The organism is Mesorhizobium waimense (assembly GCF_003601975.1).
GTDB lineage: Bacteria > Pseudomonadota > Alphaproteobacteria > Rhizobiales > Rhizobiaceae > Mesorhizobium > Mesorhizobium waimense.
Genome location: NZ_QZWZ01000001.1, coordinates 205,544 through 227,787 on the forward strand (window position 1 = coordinate 205,544; position 22,244 = coordinate 227,787).

Sequence of the window (22,244 nt, forward strand, 5' to 3'; positions counted from 1 at the left end):
CGGTGCCGGCAGCATAGAGCCTGCCTGCCAGTTGGCAATCGACGATCACAAAGAATCCGGCTTGCGAAAACAGCTTTGCCGGCAAGCATTGCGATGTCCGCCGTGGTGAATGCCAGATGTTTATTTCAGTTAGATGACAAACGACTTTTTGGGCCGGAGGACTTTTCCCGTGGGCACGGCCGGGGGCCCAAACGGAGTTCAGCCAGCCTTTACAGCAACGACCAGCAACGCCTGAAAGGCATCCGCCGCTTCGCGCAAGGCGGCCTGCGACAAGGGTCCGGCCCGTCTCGCTATGCCGTCTCGCGCATTCGAGGTGTCGCGTTTGCCAGGACGGTCGTTGTAGGGCTCGACCGTTGCAAAGATCTGGTCGCTCAAGCCGTCGGGGAAGAACAATTGGCCGGTCATCACCGATCGTTCGTCGGGGAAGACCTTGAAGTGGATGTGCGTGGTGCGGCCGCGATACCAGCCGGGATAGATGGTGGCGAAGGAGACGATGCCGCTTGCGTCCGTCTTCTGCCAGCCGCGCAGGAATGTCTGGCCGGAGGTATCGACATCCTGGCCGTCGCCCTGTCCCGGGTAGCCGGAATAGTGCCCTTGCGCATCGCAATGCCAGATATCGACGCGGGCACCGGCAAGCGGTTGGCAGGTGGCATCGACGACCTGCAGTCGCACATTGAGACCGACGCCCTTCTTGCCTTCGGTGACATCGGCACGCTCGAGCTCAGGGTCGAAATAAAATGGCCCTTCCGTCACCTCAGGCGTGATGGTGCAGACGCCGGCGCCGGCATCGAACAGGGCAAGCCCGGCATAGGGCGCAGCCTGCGCGGCCCTTGCGGCAGCCGGCAGGAAGGCGCCGCCGCCGGCTGTCACGGCGATGAGGCCGAGCGCCTGACGCCTGTTCAATGGCATTATGGGCGGTTTGTTGGACATCTGGCCCCTCTCGCGCCGGCCTGTTTGGCCCAGTGGTTTGCCTCGTGCAAAAACATAGCGCACATCCTATATGGAACCGACAATATCCCTTTCGAGGCCCGGACTTTTCGAGATCCCGATTTTCGGGGCGCAGATCATTCGAGGCCCTAACTTTTTGAGGCAAGACATGAGCGAAGCGCAGACGCAGATCCCCGTAACCGTCCTCACCGGCTATCTCGGTGCCGGCAAGACGACGCTGCTCAACCGCATCCTCTCGGAAAGCCACGGCAAGCGCTATGCCGTCATCGTCAACGAATTCGGCGAGATCGGCATCGACAATGATTTGATCGTGGAATCCGACGAGGAAATCTACGAAATGAACAATGGCTGCGTCTGCTGCACGGTGCGCGGCGACCTGATCCGCGTCGTCGAGGGCCTGATGCGCCGCCCTGGCCGCTTCGACGCCATCGTCGTCGAGACCACCGGCCTTGCCGACCCGGTGCCGGTGGCGCAGACCTTCTTCATGGATGACGACGTGCGCTCCAAGACGAGGCTCGACGCCGTGGTGGCGCTGGTCGACGCCAAGCACCTGCCGCTCAGGCTGAAGGATTCCAAGGAAGCCGAGGACCAGATCGCCTTCGCCGACGTCGTCGTGCTCAACAAGACCGATCTCGTGACACCCGACGAACTCGCCAAGGTCGAGGCGACGATCCGCGCCATCAACCCGGCGGCTAGGATCCATCGCACCACGCGCGCCGGCGTGGCGCTGGCCGAGGTGCTCGATCGCGGTGCTTTCGACCTTTCCCGGGCACTTGAGAACGATCCGCATTTCCTCGAGGCGCAAGATCATGATCACGACCATCATGACCACGACCAGGATCATCATCACCATGACCATGACGGACACGACCATCACCATCACGCGCATCCGTCCGACATCCATGATGTGACTGTGCAGTCGGTGTCGCTGCGCGGCGGCGAGATGGACCCGAAGAAATTCTTCCCCTGGATCGAAAAGATCACCCAGATGGAAGGCCCGAACATCCTGCGGCTGAAGGGCATCATCGCGCTCAAGGGCGACGATGAGCGCTATGTCATCCAGGGCGTCCACATGATCATCGAAGGTGACCACCAGCGCGCCTGGAAGGACGGCGAAAAGCACGAGAGCCGGCTGGTCTTCATCGGCCGCGAACTCGATGCCGAACGGCTGAAGAAGAGCTTCGAGGCCTGCCAGGCCGCTTGATTTCCAGGCCAGTTTAGGGTTAGCGCTGCCCCTTCTTCCTTCTCCCCTTGTGGGAGAAGGTGGCCGAGCGAAGCTCGGTCGGATGAGGGGTGTTCCAGCTTGGCACCGACGGTGATCCGCCCAACACCCCTCATCCGTCTTGGCGCTGCGCGCCAATCCACCTTCTCCCACAAGGCGAGAAGGTGGAGCCGAACCTAGCCGCGCTGGCGTAGACGGCCGCCAACAATCTCGAATGGACCAGCTCGTATGCCCACCGTCGCCCCGCTTGACCTCGAAGGCCACTGCGTCGCCGCCGTCTTCCTCGGCGACGTGCCGCATTTCGCGCTGGCCGATGGCGCTGTCCACCGGCTCGACCATGGCCACAAGACCGTGCAGGTCCATGATGGGCTGCTCGCCGCCTTCCATGACGCGGCCAACGACCGGCTGATCACCGGTGGCGAGGACGGCAAGGTGTTTGCCGTCAACGCCGGCGGCAATGCCGCGGAGTTGGCGAGCGCCGGCAAGAAATGGATCACCAGCGTCGCCGCCGGACCGCAGGGCGCCGTCGCCTTCGCCTCCGGCAAGACCGCCTATGTGCGCTTCGCCGACGGCAAGACAAAGCAATTCGCGCATCCGCGCTCGGTCGAGGGGCTGGCCTTTTCGCCAAAGGGCATGCGCTTCGGTGTCGCCCGCTACAATGGCGCGACGCTGCATTTCCCGGCAGCTGAGGGCAAGCCGGTCGAGCTCGAATGGGCCGGCGCCCACACCGGCGTCACCTTTTCGCCGGACGCCGCCTTCCTCGTCACCACCATGCAGGAAAATGCACTGCATGGCTGGAAGCTGGCCGACGGCAAGCACATGCGCATGAGCGGCTATCCCGGAAAGGTCAAAAGCCTGTCGTGGAGCGCCAAGGGCAAATGGCTGGCGAGTTCCGGCGCGCCGGCGGCGATCGTCTGGCCGTTTTCGGGCAAGGACGGGCCGATGGGCAAGGCGCCGCTGGAGCTCGGCACGCGCGGCAATGCCATGGTGACCACGGTCACCTGCCATCCGAGCCAGGATGTCGTCGCCGTCGGCTATGACGACGGAATGGTGATGGCGGTGCGCTTTGCCGATGCCAAGGAGGTGCTTCTGCGCCGCCCGGGCAAGGGCGCCATCACCTCGATGATGTGGGACAAGGAAGAGCGCCGCATCGCCTTCGGCAGCGCGGCCGGCGACTGCGGCGTCATCGACATCACGGCGTAGTCTTCCCTACTCAGCCCCGCAGGATACCTTGCCGGTGACTTCAACCGGCTTGCCGTCCTGGTCCGCATCCGCCGCGGCGTCGTAGATGGCGAGCGTGTAGCCCCCGTCATAGACGCCTTCGTCACTGGTTTTGGTCAGGATCGTCAGTTCGACCGAGTTGATGCGTTGCGCGACTTCGTGCTCGCGATAGACGTTCAGCCGCAGTTCCTTGCCATCGAGCCAGTACTGCGTCAGGTTGGAATCCTCGAAGACGGTCTTGCGCAGGCTGTCACCGGCAGGCCTGTTGAGAATTTCGAGATCGCCGCGAAAGTTGAAGGTCGGCCCGCCCATGCCCCTGGTAACCCCGGCTTCGACCTGGAATATTGCCGCCGCATCTTCAGCCGAACACCAGATACCGCCGCTCGCAAAGGCCGCGCCAGCCGACATAAGCAACGTCGTAGTGCAGATGATCGCCCGCATTTTTCCCCCCCAAACCACAAGCCGCCCGTATTGGCGCCGGATTTCGCCTCGCGGTCAAGCGCCAGCCGGGTGGCGCTGAGCCAATGCAGGGCAGCCAGGCGGCCAATTGCGGGTTGAGACTGCGATTGTCTACAGTGCCAGGCGAGAGGGCCCTCATGCATTCAATCGACCATTCAAGGACTTCGATCGGTGGTATCGGCCGCGACCGCATCGCCAGGCTGCGCGAGACGGAGGCGGAGGTTTTCCGCAAGGCGCGGCCGAAATCGGCGGCGAAGGCCGGCAACGGCCTGCCCGGTTTCTTCGGCGGCGTGCCGATGCATTGGATGAACGACTGGCCGACACCGTTCCAGATACTGGTCGACAGCGCCAAAGGCGCAACTATTACCGATATCGATGGCAACCGGCTCGACGATTTCTGCCTCGGTGACACCGGCTCGATGTTCGGACATTCGCCGCCGCCGGTCGCGCGTGCCATCCGCCGCCAGGCCGGGCGCGGCCTGACCTACATGCTGCCTTCCGAGGACGCGCTCGCCATCGGCCCGCTGTTGCAGCGGCATTTCGGCCTGCCGTTCTGGCAGATTGCGACGACGGCGACCGACGCCAACCGCTTTGCGCTGCGCGTTGCCCGCGCCGTCACCGGTCGGGAAAAGATCCTGGTCTTCAACGGCTGCTATCACGGCTCGGTCGACGAGACGATGGTGCGGCTGGTTGAAGGCAGGCCGGTCAACCGGCCGGGGCTGGCTGGCGAATTCCGCGACCTCACCCAGAAGACCGGGGTTATCGAGTTCAATGATTTGCCGGCGCTGGAAGCCGCGTTGCGCGGCAAGGATATCGCCTGCGTTATCACCGAACCGGTGCTGACCAACTCCTGCATGGTGCTGCCCGACCCCGGCTTTCACGACGCGCTGCGCAAACTGACCCGCGCGGCCGGCACACTGCTCTTGATCGACGAAACCCACACCATCTCGACCGGTCCCGGCGGCTACACCAGGACATACGGACTGGAGCCGGATCTGTTCGTGCTCGGCAAGCCGATCGCCGGCGGCGTGCCGGCGAGCGTCTGGGGCATGAGCGAGGATGTCGCCACGCGCTATGCTGCCTATAACCTGACCAAGGAGCCGGGTTATTCCGGCATGGGCACGACGCTGTCGGGCAACCCGCTGCAGTTCGCGACGATGCGAGCCACGCTGGAGGAGGTGATGACCGACGAGAACTATCTCCATATGGGCCGTTTGGCGCTGCGGCTCCACGCCGGACTGACCGGGGTCATCGACCGCTATCGCCTGCCCTGGCATGCTGCCCGTGTCGGCGCCCGCGTCGAGTTCATCTGCGCGCCCGGCCCCTTGCGGAATGGCGCCGAGGCCGAAGCAGCGCATGCGCCGGAACTCGAGGCCGCGATCCATGTCGCACTGGTCAATCAGGGCATGCTGATCGCGCCGTTCCACAACATGATGCTGATCTCGCCGGCAACCACCGCGGCCCAAGTGAACCGGCTGATCACCGCCTTTGGCGCAGTTGCGGCAAGGCTTGCGGCATGAGACAAGCGCGCATGCCAACCTCAAATGCGACAGTGACCTCGCCTTCGGGCTCGACGCCCAGCGAAGCGAAAGCTTTCCTCGACGCCCATCCCGAGATCGAAGCCTTCGACATCGTCTTGACCGATGCCAACGGCGTCGGCCGCGGCAAGATCGTGCGCCGGCACGAATTGATGAGCATTTTCGAGGGCGGCCGGCACATGCCGATCTCGATTCTCGGCCTCGACATCACCGGCGAGGATGTGCACGAGACCGGGCTGATCTGGACGACCGGTGACGGCGACCTCAGGGCATGGCCGATCCCCGGCACGCTGGTGCCGCTGTTCGGTACAAACCCGCCGCGCGGCCAGGTGCTAATGGCGATGTATCACCTCGACGGCCAGCCAATGTCGTCCGACCCGAGGCTGGCTCTGGCCAGGCAAGTCGACATATTGGCGGCCAAGGGCCTGCACCCGGCCGGCGCCTTCGAGCTCGAATTCTTCCTGCTTGCCAACGAGCGCGATGCCGAGGGTAAGGTGCAGCCGGCCCGCGCTGTACTCGATGGCCGCAGTTCGGGCAAGACCGAGGTCTACTCCGTTGACCATCTGCACGGCATGGAGCCGCTGTTTTCCGACATCTATGCCGCAGCCAAGGCGCAAGGCATTCCGGCCGAAACGGTCATTTCCGAATATGCGCCCGGCCAGTACGAATTGACGCTGAATTACCGCATGGATGTGATGCGGGCGGCTGACGACCTCGTCATGCTGAAGCGGCTGGTGCGGGCACAGGCCCGTCGTCATGGTGTCACCGCCTGCTTCATGGCCAAACCGATCGAGAAATATGCCGGCTCGGGTATGCATTTCCATGTCTCGCTGCAGGACGATACCGGCAGGAACGTCTTTGCCGAAGCCGGCGGAGAAAGCTGGTCGCTGCCGTTGCTGCAGGGGCTCGGCGGCCTGATCCAGACGATGGCCGAATCGATGCTGGTGTTTGCGCCGCATGCAAATTCCTGGCGGCGCTTCGTCTCGCAGTCCTATGCACCGGTGGCGCCGACCTGGGGTGTAAACAACCGTTCGGTGGCGTTGCGTGTGCCGGCGGGCGACGCCAAAAACCGGCGCATCGAGCACCGGCCGTCCGGCGTTGATGCCAACCCCTATCTGGTGGCGGCGACGGTGCTCGCCGGCATCGTCATAGGACTGGACGACGGCCTCGACCCTGGCCCGGAAACCACCGGCAACGGCTATGAATCGGCTGTCACGCGAACGACGATGCCGGTGGACTGGCGCGCCGCGATCGAGGCCGCGCGGGCTTCAACGTTCCTGAAAGGTGCGCTCGGCGAAGATCTGCACCGGACCTTCGTGGCGATCAAGCAATCTGAATATCTGCGCGTTGCCCGCACCGTCAGCGAACTGGACTATCATCTCTATCTGCACGAGGTGTGAGCAGCTGGCCGGAACCATCGTCCGCCCCGCTCTTTTTCCTATCGAAGTGGATGAGGCGGATGACGGCGACCACAGGCCTGTCGCACAAGGCGAAGACACCCGCCGGACATAGGCCGCGTGCCGAACTTGGCGAGGACAATGCCGGCTCCATCGGAGGGCTCCGTGAAGCAGCTGAGAGCTGCCGCCGCTGTCCGTTGTGGCGCGACGCCACCCAGACGGTGTTCGGCGAGGGACCGCAGAGTGCCGAAGTTATCTTCGTCGGCGAACAGCCGGGCGACCAGGAGGATCTGGCCGGCAAACCTTTCGTCGGGCCGGCGGGCAAGATCTTCGATGTCATCCTGAACGATGCCGGCGTCGATCGCCAGAAAACCTATGTCACCAACGCGGTCAAGCATTTCAAGTTCGAGCCGCGCGGCAAGCGCCGCATTCATTCCAAGCCGAATGCCGGCGAGGTCCAGGCTTGCCGCTGGTGGCTGGACAGGGAGATCGGGCTAATCAAACCGGATGTCGTCGTAGCGCTGGGCGCGACGGCGGCGCAGTCGCTGCTCGGCAAGGCGGTGCCTGTAACCAAGATGCGCGGCCAGGTGATAGAGCGTGACGACGGCCTGCGCGTGTTCATCACCATCCATCCGTCCTTCATCCTGCGCATCCGCGAAGCGGCGGACAAGGACGCCGAACGCGGGCGATTCCTGCAGGACATGAAAGCGGTAAAGTCGCTGATGGCCGCCTGATCCAGCAGAGCAATTCCAAGAAAAGTGCGTAGCGGTTTTCCGTCCAGAATTGCCTCAAGACAAAGGGATAGAGCGGATCAGGATTGCCCGCAGATCATTGACATTCGTGCCAGTCGGACCGGGGACGAACAGATCGCCGACGGCATTGAAGGCCGTCCAGGCATTGTTGGCGGCTAGCATCGCCTTGGCGTCGACGCCCGCCGTGCGCATGCACGAGACCGTCGAGCCATCGGCAAAGGCGCCGGCATTGTCTTCCGAACCATCGATGCCGTCGGTGTCGGCGGCGAGCGCGTGAACGCCCTCCATGCCGCTGATGCCAATGGCGAAGGCGAGCAGGAATTCCGAGTTGCGGCCGCCCTTGCCTTTGGCACGGAGTGTCACCGTGGTCTCGCCACCGGAGAGGATTAGCACCGGCTTTTGGAAAGGCCGGTTGCGGGTCGCCACCTCGCGCGCGATCGCCGCATGGACGCCGCCGACTTCGCGCGCCTCGCCTTCGATCGAGTCGGAAAGGATGACGGCCTTTATGCCTTGCCGCCTGGCCTCGGCGGCTGCCGCTTCCAGTGATACGCCGGCCGAGGCGATCAGGTGCACTTCATTGGCTGCAAAGCGCGGATCGTCCGGGCGCGGCGCGTCGGCGGCGGGCGAATTGATATGCGCCATCACCGAAGCCGGCAATTTCATGCCATAGGCGGCGATCGAGGCCAGCGCGTCCTCGCGGCTGCCGGTGTCGGGAACGGTCGGGCCGGAGGCGACCAGCGCCGGATTGTCGCCGGGAATGTCCGAGACGACCAGCGACACCACCTTGGCCGGATGGGCGGCTGCGGCCAGCCGGCCGCCCTTGATCGTCGAGAGATGCTTGCGGATCGTGTTCATCGCCGCGATCGGCGCGCCGGAGGCAAGCAGCGCCTCGTTGACGGCGATCTCGTCGGCCAGCGTCAGGCCGTCGGCCGGCGAAGGCAATAGCGCCGAACCGCCGCCCGAAATCAACGCCACCACCAGGTCGTCCGCGCTCAGTCCCTGGACCTTCTCCAGCAATCGCCGTGAGGCTTCGAGCCCGGCCGCATCCGGCACCGGATGCGCCGCTTCGATGATCTCGATGCGCTCGCATTTGGCGCCATAGCCGTAACGGGTGACGACCAGTCCTTCGATCGGACCGTCCCACACCTTCTCGAACGCAGCCGCCATCTGCGCCGAGCCCTTGCCGGCGCCGATGACTATGGTGCGGCCCATTGGCTTCGCCGGCAAATGATCCCGGATGGTCCGTTCGGGATCGGCGGCGGCGACGGCGGCGTTGAAGACGGAGGTGAGGAAGGTCTTCGGATCGAATTCTGTCATTTTGCTTCCGGCGGCAATGCCAGTTCGGCTGCGTCAACGCGCAGATATTTGCACAGCGCATCGACCACGACGCCGTGGTCTTCGCGCTCCGGCAGGCCCGAGACGGCGATGACACCGATGACGCCGGCGCCCTTGACCGTTACCGGAAAGCCGCCGCCGGCCAGCACGTAATCGGCAATATCCAGCCCTTCGCCCACCTTGAAGGTGCGGTCCGGGCGCTGCTGCTCCAGCACCATGCGGTAGGTACTCTTCAGGAACCGCTTCACCACATTGATCTTGCGCCGCGCCCAGTCCGGATTGGAGGCGTTCGAGCCCGGCATCGCAGCGTAGAAGAGCGGCCGGTCGAAAGTCCTGATGTCGACGATGATCGGCATGGTCTCGGCCAGCGCCCGATCGCGGATCGCCGAACCGATCTTGAAGGCGACGGCCTCGTCAAAGGAAGGAAAGACGAGCGAGGCTTCCTGTTTCTTGATCAGAGCGATGTCGTCGGCAACGGCCATTTCGTTCCCCTGTCAATGTCGCCGCACGCTTTGACCGATGGCTGCCGCCGGGTCAAGCGGGGAACGCACCGGATCAGGCCGCCATGTCGCGCTTGGCCGGGCGCCCCGCCACATAGACCTCGCGGACAGTGCGGTCGTCTCCCAGCGTCTGCAGCAGGAACAGCTCCTCGGCCAACGATCCCACCGTCTCCATCCTCAGCCGCATCGCCGGCGTGGCATTTGCGTCGAGCACGACGATGTCGGCGTCCGTTCCCTCATCCAGCGTTCCGACTTTTTCCGCAACCGACAGCGCCTCGGCATTGCCGCGTGTTAATTGCCAGAAAGACTGGAACGGGTTGAGCTTCTCGCCGTTCAGCGCGATCACCTTGTAACCCTCGTCCATGGTGCGCAGCATCGAATAGTTGGTGCCGCCGCCGACGTCGGTGGCAGCGGCGATGCGCAGGGCTTTGTCACGCGTGCGGTAGCGCTGATAGTCGAACAGGCCAGAGCCGAGGAACAGGTTCGAGGTCGGACAGAACACCGCCACCGATCCGGAACCCGACAGCGCGTCCGCCTCGCGTTCCGACAGATGGATGCAGTGACCGAACAGGCTCCTTTTTCCCAAAAGCCCATAGTGCTCGTAGACGTCGGTGTAGTCGCGCGACCACGGATAGAGCTCCTGGGTGAAGGCGATTTCGGCGTGGTTTTCCGACAGATGCGTCTGCATGTGGAGATCGGGGTGTTCGCGGCAGAGCGCGCCGGCCATCTCCAACTGCTCCGGCGACGAGGTGATGGCGAAGCGTGGCGTGATGGCATAATGCTGCCGCCCTTTGCCGTGCCATTCCGCGATCAGCGCCTTGCTGTCGTCATAGCCCGATTGCGGCGTGTCGAGCACGCCGTCCGGCGCGTTGCGGTCCATCATCACCTTGCCGGCGATGTTGAGCATGTTGCGGTCATGCGACTCGGCGAAGAAGGCCTCGGCGGAAGCCTTGTGCACCGAGCAATAGGCAGCGACGGTCGTCGTGCCGTGCCGCACCATTTCGTTCAAAAACAGCCTGGCGATGCGGCGGCCGTGCTGGGCGTTGGCGAACTTCGTCTCCTCCGGAAAGGTGTATTTGTTCAGCCAGTCGAGCAGTTCGGCGCCATAGGAGGCGATGACCTGCATCTGCGGAAAATGCCCATGCGCGTCGATGAAACCGGGCAGCAGCAGATGCGGCCGATGGTCGATTTTTTCGACGCCTTCGCCAGCCTGTTTCTCGACTTGCGCATAGGCGCCGGCCGCAATGATCCGGCCATCGCGGATCAGGAGGCCGCCATCCTCCTCGTAGCGCCAGGCGGCATGGTCGTCGATGCTTTCAGGCCAGCGCAGGAAGGACAGCGTGCGGCCGCGCAGAAGGATGATGGAGCTCATGCTTATTTCCCTGCGCCTTCGAACCAGGCGACCAGCAGCGCCCGCTCCTTGTCGCTGATCTGGGTGACGTTGGCGGGTGGCATGGCGTGGCTGCGTCCTGCCTGCAGGTAAATCTCGCGGGCATGCTCGGCGATGGCCGCATCGGTGTCCAGCATCACGCCATTTGGCGCATGGTAGATGCCCTCATAGGCCGGCTCTTGCGTGTGGCACATCGAGCAGCGGCCAAGCACGGTATCGCGCACGGCCGGGAAATGCGCCGAGGCGATGTAGACCTCGGCCGCGGCGGAGGCCTTGGGCTCGCCGGTCAGCACTTTCGGCGCCGTCGACAGCCAGATGATGATGACGAACAGCACGGCGGCGCCGAGCCAGGTCCAGGTCGGGTTGCCCTTGCGTGCATGGACGCTGTTGAAATAGTGCCGGATCAGCACGCCGATGATGAACACCAGCGAGGCGATGACCCAGTTGAACTGGGTAGCAAACGCCAGCGGATAGTGGTTCGACAGCATCAGGAACAGCACGGGCAGTGTCAGGTAGTTGTTGTGCAGCGAGCGCTGCTTGGCGATCTTGCCGTATTTCGGATCGGGCTTGCGGCCGGCGATCAGGTCGGCAACGACGATCTTCTGGTTGGGGATGATGACCATGAAGACGTTGGCCGACATGATCGTCGCGGTGATGGCGCCGAGATGCAGGAAGGCGGCGCGGCCGGTGAACAGATGGGTGAGCCCCCAGGCGATAAACACCAGCACGCCATAGAGCACCAGCATAAGGCCGGTGTCGCTTTTGCCGAGCGGCGAGCGGCAGAGCAGATCATAGACCACCCAGCCGACGCCGATGGTCGCCAGCGACAGCAGGATGCCTGTAGGCACCGACATGGGCAGCACGTTCGGATCGATCAGGAACAGGTCGGCGCCGGCATAATAGACGACGCACAGCATGGCGAAGCCGGAAAGCCAGGTGGCGTAGGACTCCCATTTGAACCAGGTCAGGTGCTCCGGCATTTCGGCCGGCGCCACCAGATATTTCTGGATGTGGTAGAAGCCGCCGCCATGCACCTGCCATTCCTCGCCGAAGGCGCCGGCGGGCAGTTCTGGGCGCTGGCGCAGGCCGAGGTCGAGGGCGACGAAATAGAAGGACGAGCCAATCCAGGCGATGCCGGTGATGACATGCAGCCAGCGCACGGCGAAACTCAGCCAGTCCCAGAAAATCGCGAAATCCATCATTGCAATCGTCCCTGCCGATCAGCTGACTTTACGGCGTGGCGCGCAAACGAAAAGAGGCGAGGTGCACGATGACTTTCAAAAAAAAATGGAAAATACTAGGTTGGTTCCACGCAGCCGCTTGAGAGCCACGAAACCCGCATGGCCTATCTCGACAACATCGCCGTTTTCGTCCGCGTCGTCGAACTCGGCAATCTGTCGGCGGCGGGCCGCGACATGCGCATTTCGCCGGCGGTCGCCTCCAACCGCATCAAGGAACTGGAAAAACATCTCGGCGTCCGCCTGTTCAACCGCACGACCAGGCAGTTGATGCCGACCGAGCATGGCACCGTGTTCTACACCGGCGCCAAGCAGGTGCTGGAAGCGATCACCGAGGCGGAAGCTGCCGTCTCGGCACTGTCCGGCCAGCCGCGTGGCACCATCAGGGTCACTGCACCGCTTGGCCTCGGCCGGCGGCTGGTGGCGTCGGGCATTCCCGATTTCCACGACAAATACCCCGATATCGAAGTCAGGCTCCGCCTTTCCGACCACAATGTCGACATCATGAAGGAAGGCATCGACGTCGCCTTCCGTCTCGGCATCATCGAGGATTCCAGCCTCAGGATGCGCGGCATCATGGAATGCGAGCGCGTGCTGGTGGCGGCGCCGAAATATCTGGAGGCGCGCGGCGAACCGGCCGAGCCGCACGAACTGATCGGCATGAAGCACGACTGCCTGATGCTGCGCTATTCCGGTGCGCGCGAATATGTGTGGACGCTACAGATGTCGGGCGGCCCGCAGAAATTCGAGGTGCACGGCCCCTATGACACCGATGATGGCGATGTGCTGACCGGCTGGGCGCTGTCGGGACGCGGCATCATCAACAAGCCGCGCTTCGAGGTCGAGCCGTTCATCCGCGACCGGCGCCTGAAAGTGATCCTTGCCGACACGCCGCCGACGCCGGTGCAGTTCGCTGCCGTCTACCCGCACAAGAAGCTGCAGGACCCCAAGGTGCGGCTGCTGCTCGACTTCATGGCCGAGCGCTGTCAGCGGCTGATCAAGGATATACTTGCTGGCAAATAAGGGCTGGCCGGCAAGTGATGGCGCGCTGGCCGGCAAGTGATGGCGCGCTGGCCCACTCGACGGGCTTGCCTTACGCGAAGGCGAACTTAGGTTCGCGTCATGCATCTCGCTGTATCGCTCAATATCGCTTCCGCTGCAGGGCAGGCCGCCGAACTGGATTTCAGCGGCATAGCTGGCTTCGTGCGGAAGGCGGAGGCGGCCGGGCTGGATATGGTCATCATTTCCGACTCCGCGGCAGGCAGCCGGCAAGCAGGCAGCCCGTTCGAGGCGACCACCCTTCTGGCCGCACTTGCGACAGTGACCGAAAGGATCGGGCTCGTTGCGGGTGCTTCGACGCTTGCCCACCAGCCCTACAATCTGGCGCGCCGTTTTGCTTCCCTCGACATCATCAGCCACGGCCGAGTGGGCTGGAACGCGGCCATGGTCCAGGATCCGCGCGAGGCGGCCAACTTCAGCCGGCCGGATGGGTTTTCGGAGAGCGATTTCCACCGTCGCGCCGAAGAATTCATCGGTATCGTGCAGGGCTTGTGGAAAGGCTGGGATACGGATGCGCTGCTGTTCGACAAGGCCGGCGGCCGCTTCCACGACCCGGAAAAGATGCACCTGCTCGACCACAAGGGCGAGTTCTTCACGGTGCGCGGCCCGCTCAACGTCGCGCGCTCGCCGCAGGATACGCCAGTGCTCGTCATGTCGGGCCTGGCGGATCGCGATTTCGCTGTCCGCGTGGCCGATGTCATCCTGCTAGAGGAAACACCGCCGGAGGCCACGAAAGCCGCCTATGACGATCTGAAACGCCGGACGCTTGGCGCCGGACGCAACCCGGACGCCGTGAAGGTGCTGATATCAGTCGCCGCAGGCCGCGAGCTTGCCGCCGACAAGCTCGAAGCAAGGTTAGGCTCGAAAGGCTGCGACGGATTCAGCCTGGTCTTGCCGGCAGAACTTTTGGCGGGCGAGGATTTCGTCGATCGTGTCCTGCCGGAACTGAGCCGTCGCGGCCTGCTGCGGCCTGACTACACCGGCACGACGCTGCGCGCGCATCTCGGACTTGGCGGGAGCAACAGGCCATGACCGCGCGCAGGAAACAGATGAAGCTCGGCGCCTTCCTGTGGGCGACAGGCCACCACATCGCTGCCTGGCGCCATGCTGAGGCGCATGTGACGGCGGGTATCGACATCGATCATTACATCCAGCTGGCGCGGACGGCCGAGGCGGCCAAGCTTGACATGATCTTCTGCGAGGATGCGGCCGGCCTGCGCGAGGCCAATGTCGGCATCGCCAGTCAGACCTCGCGCTCGATCGGCTTCGAGCCGATCAGCCTGCTGGCGGCGCTCGCCGTCCAGACCGAGCGCATCGGCCTCGTCTCAACCGCTTCGACCAGCTACAACGAGCCCTACGGGCTGGCACGGACCTTTGCGTCGCTCGATCAACTGAGCGGCGGCCGCGCCGGCTGGAACCTGGTCACCTCGGCGAGCCACATCGAGGCCGCCAATTTCGGCTCGACCGGCCTGCGCCCGCATGCCGACCGCTACGAGCGGGCACGTGAATTCGCCGCCGTGGTCGCCGGCCTCTGGCGCGGCGCCGACACTGGCGGCCTCAGCCATGATGGCCAAAGCTTCTCGGTCAAGGATGCGCTCGACCTGCCGCGCTCGCTGCAGGGCGCGCCGGTCATGGTGCAGGCGGGAGCATCGGAGGACGGCAAGGACCTCGCCGCCAGGACCGCCGATGTCGTGTTCAGCGCGGCGCAGACATTCGAGGAAGCAAAAGCCTTTTACGACGATCTCAAGGGGCGGCTTGCGGCCTACGGACGCGAGCCGGACGATATCAAGATCATGCCCGGCGTAGCACCCGTGGTGGCCGAAACGGAAGCAGAAGCTCGCGAGAAATACGAGCAATTGCAGGAGCTGATCCCCGACGACGTCGGCGTCGCGCTGCTCTCCAGCTATCTCAGCATCTCCGATCTCTGGCGCTATCCGATCGACGGACCGCTGCCGGAACTGCCGCCCAGCGAAGGCATGAAGAGCCGACAGGCGCTGGTCATCGAGCAGTCGCGCCGCGACAACCTTTCCATCCGCGACCTTGCCCGGCACTTCGCCGGCGCGCGCGGCCACTGGCGCGTCGTCGGCACGCCGGCGCAGATCGCCGACGAATTGCAGGCGCGCTTCGAAGGCGGTGCGGCCGACGGCTTCAACGTTATGCCGTCCTGGTTCCCCGGCGAGCTGGATGCCTTTGCCACGCTCGTTGTGCCGGAACTGCAGCGGCGCGGCCTGTTCCGCACGGAGTACGAAGGCCGCACCTTGCGCGAGCATCTCGGCTTGAAGCGGCCGGCGTAAAGTTAGCCGCCGTTCATCATCCGGGCGGTTCCGGTCACCCTGATCGAACTGCCGGGTGTGGATGGGATGTCGGCATGCAGGCGCGAGCGCATGCCCATATCCTCGCCCTGGACGATGTCGATGCCGCCACCATGCGGCCAGCCAATGTCGCGCAGATAGCCGGCGAAGGCGGCGGTCGAGGCCCCCGTTGCCGGATCCTCATAGACGCCGCCGGAGGCGAACGGGTTGCGGCTGTGGAAGAGGCGCGGCGTCTCGGCGTAGGCGAGCAGGATCGTCACCAGCCCTTCGCGGCGCATCAGCGCCTGTCCGGTTTTCAGGTCGTAGGCCATCGCTGCGAGCGCTTTGCGCGACTTCAGCGCAAGCACGAGGTGGTCGGCGCCGCCATGGATCAGCGCCGGTGGAATGGCCGGATCGAGATCCTCAGCCGAGTAGCCGAACAGCGCCAGCGTCTGTGCAAGAAGCTCCGGCGGAGCGGCCTTGCTGCGCGTCGGTGGCGACTGCAGCGCGGCGGCAATGTTCGTGCCTTCGCGAAACCCTTCGACGGAGATGCTGGCCTGGTTGAGGGTCAGTGCAAAAGTCCCGTCCCCGAATTGCCGGACGAGGCCCGCACCGAGCGCAATCGTGGCATGGCCGCAAAAGGGAACTTCGGTTTCAGGCGAAAAGTAGCGGACCCGCCAGCCGTCCCCCTCGGGTGCGGCAAAGGCGGTTTCCGAAAATCCGACCTCGGCTGCGACGCGCTGCATTGTGGCGGCATCCGGCAAGGCATCGTCTATCATCACGCCCGCAGGATTGCCGCCGGCGTCGCCGTCCGAAAAGGCCGCGATTCTCAGTATGTCCATGTGAAGTCCGCCCTGTTGAAAGGCGCGCAGGAAACACTGTCCTTGGCCATTTGTGAAACGAAGAAAGCGAGGAGCAGCTGTGAGCGGGGGTCATACCCCGAGTTCCGATCCTGGCGGCTCCGCGGAACGAAAGCCACGCAATGCCGTTTTTGGCTCTGCCGGCCGCGCGATGGCAAGCCCAGCCTGCGGCCGCCATTCGAGATCATTTCGCCCAGCCTTCCCCAACTTTCCCCACAGGAGCCAGTCATGGACGCCATCGTCACAAAAAACGATCTGAAATCCGATGCCAAAAAGGAGTCGATCGATCTGCTCAATGCCCGCCTCGCCGACGCCATCGACCTGGCGCTGATCACCAAGCAGGCGCACTGGAACGTCAAGGGGCCGCAATTCATCGCCATCCATGAAATGCTGGACACGTTCCGCGAGGAGATCGATGGCCATGTCGACATCATCGCCGAGCGTGCCGCGCAGCTTGGCGGCACCGCGCATGGCACCTCGCAGGAAGTGGCAAAAGCGACCAAGCTGAAGCCCTATCCGACCGACATCCACAAGACCAATGATCATCTGGCCGCGCTGATCGACCGCTATGCGGCGGCGGCCAAGCTGACCCGCGCGGCAATCGACGAGGCAGCCGATGCTGGCGACGCCGACACCGCCGACATCTTCACCGCCTATTCGCGCTCGCTCGACAAATTGCTGTGGTTCCTGGAAGCCCATACACAGGAAAAGGAATAGGCCGCCTGGAGGCCGGCTGGCATCAGCCGGCCATGGCTTTCTCCGGAGAGCTTGAACTCGACGCCAAGGCGGCATGGGAGACCAATGCCGTCATGATCTCGGCGGCGGCGAGCGCTGCAATCACCGGCGGGCGCTTGTCCCTGACGGCGTCGCCGCCGATCGGCGAGACGAGGCGGGCGAATTCCGCCTCACTGCCGTCCGCCGATTTCAGGAACCAGTTTTTGAAGGTCGCCTTCTTGGTCTTCGAACCGATCATGCCGACATAGGCGGCATCGTCGCGCTTCAGTGCCTCGGTGACGATCAGGAAATCCAGTGCATGGTCGTGCGTGAGGATGGCGAAGGCGGCTCCCGCCGGCGCTTCGCGCACCACGGCCTCGGGCATCGGCGTCAGCCTCGTCTCGACCGTTTCCGGCATGCCTTCCAGCGCCTCGGCCCGCGTCTCGACGACGACGGCATGGATGGGCAAAAGCGCCAGCGCCGAGGCTAGCGCCTGGCCGACATGACCGCCGCCAAAGAGATAGACATGCGGCAGATCCGCCTCCTCGGCCTCGGCATTGCGGATGAGTTCCGCCTCGAGCGCAGCGTCGAGCAGTCGTATCGATACTTTGACCCTGCCGCCGCAACACTGGCCGATTTCTGGCCCCAGCGGAACATCGAGCGTGGCGCAGACCTCGTCGACCTCGATGCGGGCTTCCTTGGCTGGCGCCCGCGGCGACGAGCGTGTCCCCAGCATCTGCCGCGCCTTGTCGATTGCCATGTATTCGAGCTGGCCGCCGCCGATGGTGCCGAAAATCGATGCCTGCGAGACGAGCATGAAGGCGCCCTTCTCGCGTGGCGTCGAGCCTTTTGTGCCTGCCACTTCTACCAGGGCAACCCGGCTAGCGTCGGCTAAAAAGGCTTTCAGGCTTTGCACTTTCGAGTTCATTTTCGCGTTCCCAATTGGGAAATATAGGCGGTTTCGGCCGGATTTGCACGGCTTGGCCGTTTCACACTCTCGTCTTGGCCTTCAGCCGCTCGATCGCCATCAGCACCTGCTCGGGCGTTGCCGGAGCGTCGAGGCGCGGACAGACCTTGTGATCGGCAACGCTCGCCACCGCATCCGACAGCGCGTGGAGCACCGACATGCCGAGCGGGAAGGGCGGCTCGCCGACCGCCTTGGATCTGTGCACCGTCGGCTCGCTGGCCTCCGGCCAGTCGGCCAGCGTGACGTTGAAGATCTTCGGCCGGTCGGAAGCCAAGGGGATCTTGTAGGTCGACGGCGCATGCGTGCGCAGCCGGCCCTTGCCGTCCCACCAAAGTTCCTCGGTCGTCAGCCAGCCCATGCCCTGGATGAAGCCACCCTCGATCTGGCCGAGGTCGATGGCACGGTTCAGCGAGCGGCCGGTCTCGTGCAATATGTCGGTGCGCTCGACCACATATTCGCCGGTCAGCGTGTCGATCGAGACTTCCGAGCACGACGCGCCATAGGCGAAGTAATAGAAGGGGCGGCCTTGGCCCTTGTCGCGGTTCCAGTGGATTTTCGGCGTCTTGTAGAAGCCCGCCGCCGAAAGCTGGATGCGGGCCATATAGGCCTGCTTGATCAGGTCGGCGAAGGCGATCTCCTGGTTGCCGATCCGCACCCGGTTGGGCAGGAACACCACCTGGTCGCGCGGCACCTGGTATTTTTCGGCGGCGAAATCGGTCAGCCGGTCCTTGATCTGCCTGGCGCCGTTCTGCGCCGCCTTGCCGTTTAGGTCGGAGCCGGACGACGCTGCCGTGGCCGAGGTGTTCGGCACCTTGCCGGTGGTCGTTGCGGTGATCTTGACCTGGTCGAGGTCGATCTGGAATTCTTCCGCCACCACCTGTGCCACCTTGAGGTAGAGGCCTTGCCCCATCTCGGTGCCGCCATGGTTCAGATGCACCGAACCATCGGTGTAGACATGCACCAGCGCGCCGGCTTGGTTGTAATGCGTGGCGGTGAACGAGATGCCGAACTTCACCGGCGTCAGCGCCAGGCCGCGCTTGATGAAGCGGCTGTTGACGTTGAACGCCTCGATGACGCGACGGCGCCTTGCGTAGTCCGAACTCGCCTCCAGCTCGGCGACGATGCGATGGATGATGTTGTCCTCGACCGTCTGGTGATAGGGCGTGATGTTGCGATCCGAGGTGCCATAAAAGTTCTGCTTGCGGATCTCGAGCGGATCCTTGCCGACCGCAAAGGCAACCTCGTCGATGACGCGCTCCGCACCCACCATGCCTTGCGGGCCGCCGAAGCCCCGGAAGGCGGTGTTCGAGACGGTGTTGGTGTAGAGCGGCGCCGACTGCGCATGCACCGCTGGCCAGAAATAGGTGTTGTCGCAGTGGAACAGCGCACGGTCGGTGACCGGGCCGGACAGGTCCGACGAAAAGCCGCAGCGCGCCGCGAACATGAAGTCGACGCCTAAAATGTTGCCCTCGTCATCGAAGCCGACTTGGTAGTCGACGAGGAAATCGTGGCGCTTGCCGGTGGCGATCATGTCGTCGTCGCGGTCGGGCCGGATTTTCACGGCACGATGGTGGCGCTTGGCGGCGATCGCGGCCAATGCGGCAAACTGGTTGCCTTGCGTCTCCTTGCCACCAAAACCGCCGCCCATGCGGCGGATTTCCACCGTGATGGCGTTGCTCGGCACGCCAAGCGCGTGGCTGACCATATGCTGGACTTCGCTCGGATGCTGGGTCGACGAATAGATGGTGACGTCCTCATCCTCACCGGGAATAGCCATGGCGATATGGCCTTCGAGATAGAAATGCTCCTGCCCGCCGACGCGCATCTGCCCTTTGAGCCGGCGCGGCGCCGCCTTGATCGCAGCGGCTGCATCGCCGCGCTTCAGCGTCAGCGGCGGCGTGACCAGTCTGTCCTTCCGTGGATCGAGGTCGCCAATGTCGGTGACAAAAGACAGTTCCTTGTATTCGACCTTGGCCAGCCTGGTGGCGCGGCGCGCCTGCTCGCGCGTCTCGGCGATGACGCAGAAGATCGGCTGGCCGTAGAACTGCACCTTGCCGTCGGCCAGCACCGGCTCGTCATGGCGGCCGGTCGGCGAAATGTCGTTTTCGCCGGGCACGTCCTTCGCCGTCAGCACGTCGACGACACCGGGAGCGCTGCGCACCGCCGACAGGTCCATTTTGGTGATCGTGGCATGGGTGGCCGTGCAAAGCCCGAGGCAGCCATGCAGCGTGCCAGCCGGTTCCGGCATATCATCGATGTAGACCGCCGTGCCGCTGACATGCTTGTGCGCGGAATCATGGCGCTGGTCGGTGGCAACGCCACCGGAGATCTTTTGGGCCTTGAGGTTGGGGGTGTGCTTGGTCATCACGCCGCCTCGTACCGGGAAACCTGGAACGGCGCCTTGGTGCCGGTGGTTTCGACAAAGAAACGCAGCAGCAGGTTCTTCGCCGCCAGCGCGCGATATTCAGCACTTGCCCGCATGTCGGTCAGCGGCGTGAAGTCTTTTGCGTACTCGGCCATCGCCGCTTCCACTGTCGCTTCCGTCCAGGGTTTGCCGAGCAACGCCTTCTCGACTCCAAAAGCCCGCTGCGGCGTCGCCGCCATGCCGCCATAAGCGATACAGATATCGGCCACGGTGCCGTCCTTGGCCAATGTCAGGTGGAATGCACCCAGCGCAGCCGTGATGTCTTCGTCGCGGCGCTTGGTGATCTTGTAGACGGCAAACTTTGTTGCCTTGGCCGGCACCGGCACATGCACAGCTTCGACGAACTCGCCGGGCTGCCGGTCCTGCTTGCCATAGGCGATGAAGAAATTTTCCAGCGGGATCGTGCGCCGCTTCTTGCTGCGGCGCAGCGTCAGCTGCGCACCCAGCGCGATCAGCGGCGGCGGCGTGTCGCCGATCGGCGAGCCGTTGGCGATGTTGCCGCCGATCGTGCCCATATTGCGCACCTGCTCGCCGCCGATGCGGTCGAACAGCGGCCCGAGCGCCGGGATGCGCTTCGCCAATATCGAGAACGCCTCGCTGTAGGTGACGCCGGCGCCGATCGAGATCACGCCCTTGTCCTCGGAAATGGTGCTGAGACCGTCGAGATTGCCGATGAAGACCACCGGCGAGATGTCGCGCATGTGCTTGGTCACCCACAAGCCGACATCGGTCGAGCCGGCAACGACGGTGGCGCCGGGCTCCTTGTCGAGCACGCTGGCCAGGTCATCGGCATTGGCCGGCACGACCAGCCGCTGCTTGCCCGAGCCGATCTCGACGCGCGAACCGTCCTTCATCGCCTTAAGCTTCGCCGTGATCGCCTTGCGCTCCGCCGCCAGCGGGTCCTTCGCCGCCTTGCCGTAGCTGGAGATGGCGCGGGCTGCGCGCACGATCGCCTCGTAGCCGGTGCAGCGGCAGAGATTGCCCTGCAGCGCCTTTTCGATCGCCGCGTCCGACGGCTCGGGCGAGCGCATCCACAGCGCATAGAGAGACATGACGAAGCCCGGCGTGCAGAAACCGCATTGCGAACCGTGGAAATCGACCATCGCCTGCTGCACAGGGTGCAGCTTTTCGCCGTCGCCGCGCAGATGCTCGACCGTGACGACATGGGTTCCGTCGAGAGAGCCGAGGAAGCGGATACAGGCATTGACGCATTCATAGACCAGTCTGCCGGCGGAAAGCCTGCCGACCAGCACGGTACAGGCGCCGCAATCGCCTTCGGCGCAACCTTCCTTGGTACCGCGCAGCGTGCGGTTGAGCCGCAGCCAGTCGAGCAAGGTCTCGTCGGGCGCGACCGCCGTGAGCGCGACATCCTCGCCGTTGAGGATGAAGCGGATCTCGTTGCGTATCTTGATCTTGGCCATGTCTCAGCTCCCCCGATAGGTCGAATAGCCGTAGGGCGAAATCAGCAGCGGCACATGATAGTGCACCAACTCGGCCATGCCGAAGCGGATTGGCACGCTGTCTAAAAAGGCCGGTTCGGGCAGCGCGCCTTGCCGGCGCAGATAGTCGCCGGCGGCAAAGACCAGCTCGTACTCACCGGTGCGGAAGTCCGCGCCGGCAAGCAGCGGCGCATCACAGCGGCCGTCATCGTTGGTGACCACCGTTTTCAGATGCGTGCGGGCCTGGCGTTCGATGCGGTAAAGCTCGATCGACAGGCCATTGGCCGGCCTGCCGGTCGCGGTGTCGAGGACATGGGTCGTCAGACGCCCGCCATCGGCTTTCGACGTTTCTGCCACTGGCCGTCTCCCATTCCGGTACAGTCGAACGTTTCTGGTGAATTGTGCGCCCATTAAAGGCGATGCATAAGTCCCGGTCGAGCGGAGCGCGACAAAAAGCTCTTTCAAAAATTTTCGGGGGAATGCGCAAGC

The 22,244-nt window shown here is 64.1% G+C and carries 20 protein-coding genes; 9 read left to right on the forward strand and 11 right to left on the reverse strand.

Translation table 11 applies throughout. From position 1 onward, the window contains the following. Positions 1-198 precede the first annotated feature (198 nt). A complete protein-coding gene (locus D3227_RS01055) occupies positions 199-930 on the reverse strand; it encodes an intradiol ring-cleavage dioxygenase (RefSeq protein WP_120012187.1) in 732 nt (243 codons plus the stop codon). Positions 931-1,096: 166 nt separating this feature from the next. On the opposite strand from D3227_RS01055, the gene D3227_RS01060 reads away from it, so the two are divergent. Further along, entirely contained in the window at positions 1,097-2,152 is a 1,056-nt protein-coding gene (locus D3227_RS01060; protein WP_120011835.1) for a CobW family GTP-binding protein, read from the forward strand. Positions 2,153-2,398: 246 nt separating this feature from the next. Then, complete coding sequence (locus tag D3227_RS01065; protein ID WP_120011836.1) at positions 2,399-3,373, forward strand: WD40 repeat domain-containing protein; 975 nt, start codon at positions 2,399-2,401, stop codon at positions 3,371-3,373. A gap of 6 nt (positions 3,374-3,379) precedes the next feature. Here the strand turns inward: D3227_RS01065 and D3227_RS01070 are convergent, their stop codons facing one another. After that, positions 3,380-3,832: a hypothetical protein gene (locus D3227_RS01070; protein ID WP_120011837.1), complete on the reverse strand. Its 453-nt coding sequence runs from the start codon at positions 3,830-3,832 to the stop codon at positions 3,380-3,382. 155 nt (positions 3,833-3,987) lie between these two features. Between D3227_RS01070 and D3227_RS01075 the strand changes: the two genes are divergently transcribed. Genes D3227_RS01075 through D3227_RS01085 form a run of 3 tightly spaced genes read left to right on the forward strand, consistent with a single transcriptional unit; the run spans position 3,988 to position 7,519 of the window. After that, on the forward strand, positions 3,988-5,370 hold the full coding sequence (locus D3227_RS01075; RefSeq protein WP_120011838.1) for an aspartate aminotransferase family protein: 1,383 nt from the start codon (positions 3,988-3,990) through the stop codon (positions 5,368-5,370). After that, the gene (locus D3227_RS01080) at positions 5,367-6,788 is read left to right on the forward strand and encodes a glutamine synthetase family protein (RefSeq protein ID WP_167480559.1); all 1,422 of its coding nucleotides are present in this window, start codon (positions 5,367-5,369) and stop codon (positions 6,786-6,788) included. The genes D3227_RS01075 and D3227_RS01080 overlap by 4 nt, the downstream gene beginning before the upstream one ends. Before the next feature lie 59 nt (positions 6,789-6,847). Then, positions 6,848-7,519 carry a UdgX family uracil-DNA binding protein gene (locus D3227_RS01085; RefSeq protein ID WP_120011840.1) on the forward strand — a complete coding sequence of 224 codons (672 nt, stop codon included), beginning with the start codon at positions 6,848-6,850 and terminating at the stop codon, positions 7,517-7,519. 54 nt (positions 7,520-7,573) lie between these two features. On the opposite strand, the gene D3227_RS01090 is transcribed toward D3227_RS01085, so the two are convergent. The 4 genes from D3227_RS01090 to D3227_RS01105 form a co-directional block, all read right to left on the reverse strand. Further along, positions 7,574-8,854 carry a glycerate kinase type-2 family protein gene (locus D3227_RS01090; protein WP_120011841.1) on the reverse strand — a complete coding sequence of 427 codons (1,281 nt, stop codon included), beginning with the start codon at positions 8,852-8,854 and terminating at the stop codon, positions 7,574-7,576. After that, positions 8,851-9,354: a heme-degrading domain-containing protein gene (locus D3227_RS01095; protein WP_120011842.1), complete on the reverse strand. Its 504-nt coding sequence runs from the start codon at positions 9,352-9,354 to the stop codon at positions 8,851-8,853. The genes D3227_RS01090 and D3227_RS01095 overlap by 4 nt, the downstream gene beginning before the upstream one ends. Before the next feature lie 73 nt (positions 9,355-9,427). Beyond that, complete coding sequence (gene guaD / locus D3227_RS01100; RefSeq protein WP_120011843.1) at positions 9,428-10,744, reverse strand: guanine deaminase; 1,317 nt, start codon at positions 10,742-10,744, stop codon at positions 9,428-9,430. A 2-nt stretch (positions 10,745-10,746) separates the two neighbouring features. Beyond that, positions 10,747-11,964 (reverse strand): urate hydroxylase PuuD, encoded by a 1,218-nt coding sequence (locus tag D3227_RS01105; protein ID WP_120011844.1) that lies wholly within the window; start codon positions 11,962-11,964, stop codon positions 10,747-10,749. 138 nt (positions 11,965-12,102) lie between these two features. Between D3227_RS01105 and D3227_RS01110 the strand changes: the two genes are divergently transcribed. The 3 genes from D3227_RS01110 to D3227_RS01120 all read left to right on the forward strand — a co-directional run bounded on the left by D3227_RS01110 (position 12,103) and on the right by D3227_RS01120 (position 15,353). Then, complete coding sequence (locus D3227_RS01110; RefSeq protein ID WP_120011845.1) at positions 12,103-13,023, forward strand: LysR family transcriptional regulator; 921 nt, start codon at positions 12,103-12,105, stop codon at positions 13,021-13,023. A 99-nt stretch (positions 13,024-13,122) separates the two neighbouring features. Next, the gene (locus D3227_RS01115; RefSeq protein ID WP_120011846.1) at positions 13,123-14,091 is read left to right on the forward strand and encodes an LLM class flavin-dependent oxidoreductase; all 969 of its coding nucleotides are present in this window, start codon (positions 13,123-13,125) and stop codon (positions 14,089-14,091) included. Next, a complete protein-coding gene (locus tag D3227_RS01120; RefSeq protein WP_120011847.1) occupies positions 14,088-15,353 on the forward strand; it encodes an LLM class flavin-dependent oxidoreductase in 1,266 nt (421 codons plus the stop codon). The genes D3227_RS01115 and D3227_RS01120 overlap by 4 nt, the downstream gene beginning before the upstream one ends. 2 nt (positions 15,354-15,355) lie before the next feature. Here D3227_RS01120 and D3227_RS01125 read toward each other — a convergent pair whose 3' ends face one another. Then, positions 15,356-16,192, reverse strand: coding sequence for a PhzF family phenazine biosynthesis protein (locus tag D3227_RS01125; RefSeq protein WP_120011848.1), 837 nt, complete (start codon positions 16,190-16,192; stop codon positions 15,356-15,358). Positions 16,193-16,438: 246 nt separating this feature from the next. Between D3227_RS01125 and dps the strand changes: the two genes are divergently transcribed. Further along, a complete protein-coding gene (gene dps, locus D3227_RS01130; protein ID WP_120011849.1) occupies positions 16,439-16,927 on the forward strand; it encodes a DNA starvation/stationary phase protection protein Dps in 489 nt (162 codons plus the stop codon). Positions 16,928-16,949: 22 nt separating this feature from the next. Here the strand turns inward: dps and xdhC are convergent, their stop codons facing one another. The 4 genes from xdhC to uraH form a co-directional block, all read right to left on the reverse strand. After that, positions 16,950-17,852, reverse strand: coding sequence for a xanthine dehydrogenase accessory protein XdhC (gene xdhC, locus D3227_RS01135; RefSeq protein WP_120011850.1), 903 nt, complete (start codon positions 17,850-17,852; stop codon positions 16,950-16,952). Positions 17,853-17,913: 61 nt separating this feature from the next. Then, positions 17,914-20,256 (reverse strand): xanthine dehydrogenase molybdopterin binding subunit, encoded by a 2,343-nt coding sequence (gene xdhB / locus D3227_RS01140; protein WP_120011851.1) that lies wholly within the window; start codon positions 20,254-20,256, stop codon positions 17,914-17,916. Then, a complete protein-coding gene (gene xdhA, locus D3227_RS01145) occupies positions 20,256-21,737 on the reverse strand; it encodes a xanthine dehydrogenase small subunit (protein ID WP_120011852.1) in 1,482 nt (493 codons plus the stop codon). The genes xdhB and xdhA overlap by 1 nt, the downstream gene beginning before the upstream one ends. A gap of 3 nt (positions 21,738-21,740) precedes the next feature. Further along, complete coding sequence (gene uraH, locus D3227_RS01150; RefSeq protein ID WP_120011853.1) at positions 21,741-22,112, reverse strand: hydroxyisourate hydrolase; 372 nt, start codon at positions 22,110-22,112, stop codon at positions 21,741-21,743. Positions 22,113-22,244: the final 132 nt, after the last annotated feature.

What these genes read in the sequence shown, in the direction of transcription:
- D3227_RS01055 (WP_120012187.1), bottom strand. Translation starts at nt 930, where the DNA reads ATGTCCAACAAACCGCCCATAATGCCATTGAACAGGCGTCAGGCGCTC.
- D3227_RS01060 (WP_120011835.1), top strand. Translation starts at nt 1,097, where the DNA reads ATGAGCGAAGCGCAGACGCAGATCCCCGTAACCGTCCTCACCGGCTAT.
- D3227_RS01065 (WP_120011836.1), top strand. Translation starts at nt 2,399, where the DNA reads ATGCCCACCGTCGCCCCGCTTGACCTCGAAGGCCACTGCGTCGCCGCC.
- D3227_RS01070 (WP_120011837.1), bottom strand. Translation starts at nt 3,832, where the DNA reads ATGCGGGCGATCATCTGCACTACGACGTTGCTTATGTCGGCTGGCGCG.
- D3227_RS01075 (WP_120011838.1), top strand. Translation starts at nt 3,988, where the DNA reads ATGCATTCAATCGACCATTCAAGGACTTCGATCGGTGGTATCGGCCGC.
- D3227_RS01080 (WP_167480559.1), top strand. Translation starts at nt 5,367, where the DNA reads ATGAGACAAGCGCGCATGCCAACCTCAAATGCGACAGTGACCTCGCCT.
- D3227_RS01085 (WP_120011840.1), top strand. Translation starts at nt 6,848, where the DNA reads ATGACGGCGACCACAGGCCTGTCGCACAAGGCGAAGACACCCGCCGGA.
- D3227_RS01090 (WP_120011841.1), bottom strand. Translation starts at nt 8,854, where the DNA reads ATGACAGAATTCGATCCGAAGACCTTCCTCACCTCCGTCTTCAACGCC.
- D3227_RS01095 (WP_120011842.1), bottom strand. Translation starts at nt 9,354, where the DNA reads ATGGCCGTTGCCGACGACATCGCTCTGATCAAGAAACAGGAAGCCTCG.
- guaD (WP_120011843.1), bottom strand. Translation starts at nt 10,744, where the DNA reads ATGAGCTCCATCATCCTTCTGCGCGGCCGCACGCTGTCCTTCCTGCGC.
- D3227_RS01105 (WP_120011844.1), bottom strand. Translation starts at nt 11,964, where the DNA reads ATGATGGATTTCGCGATTTTCTGGGACTGGCTGAGTTTCGCCGTGCGC.
- D3227_RS01110 (WP_120011845.1), top strand. Translation starts at nt 12,103, where the DNA reads ATGGCCTATCTCGACAACATCGCCGTTTTCGTCCGCGTCGTCGAACTC.
- D3227_RS01115 (WP_120011846.1), top strand. Translation starts at nt 13,123, where the DNA reads ATGCATCTCGCTGTATCGCTCAATATCGCTTCCGCTGCAGGGCAGGCC.
- D3227_RS01120 (WP_120011847.1), top strand. Translation starts at nt 14,088, where the DNA reads ATGACCGCGCGCAGGAAACAGATGAAGCTCGGCGCCTTCCTGTGGGCG.
- D3227_RS01125 (WP_120011848.1), bottom strand. Translation starts at nt 16,192, where the DNA reads ATGGACATACTGAGAATCGCGGCCTTTTCGGACGGCGACGCCGGCGGC.
- dps (WP_120011849.1), top strand. Translation starts at nt 16,439, where the DNA reads ATGGACGCCATCGTCACAAAAAACGATCTGAAATCCGATGCCAAAAAG.
- xdhC (WP_120011850.1), bottom strand. Translation starts at nt 17,852, where the DNA reads ATGAACTCGAAAGTGCAAAGCCTGAAAGCCTTTTTAGCCGACGCTAGC.
- xdhB (WP_120011851.1), bottom strand. Translation starts at nt 20,256, where the DNA reads ATGACCAAGCACACCCCCAACCTCAAGGCCCAAAAGATCTCCGGTGGC.
- xdhA (WP_120011852.1), bottom strand. Translation starts at nt 21,737, where the DNA reads ATGGCCAAGATCAAGATACGCAACGAGATCCGCTTCATCCTCAACGGC.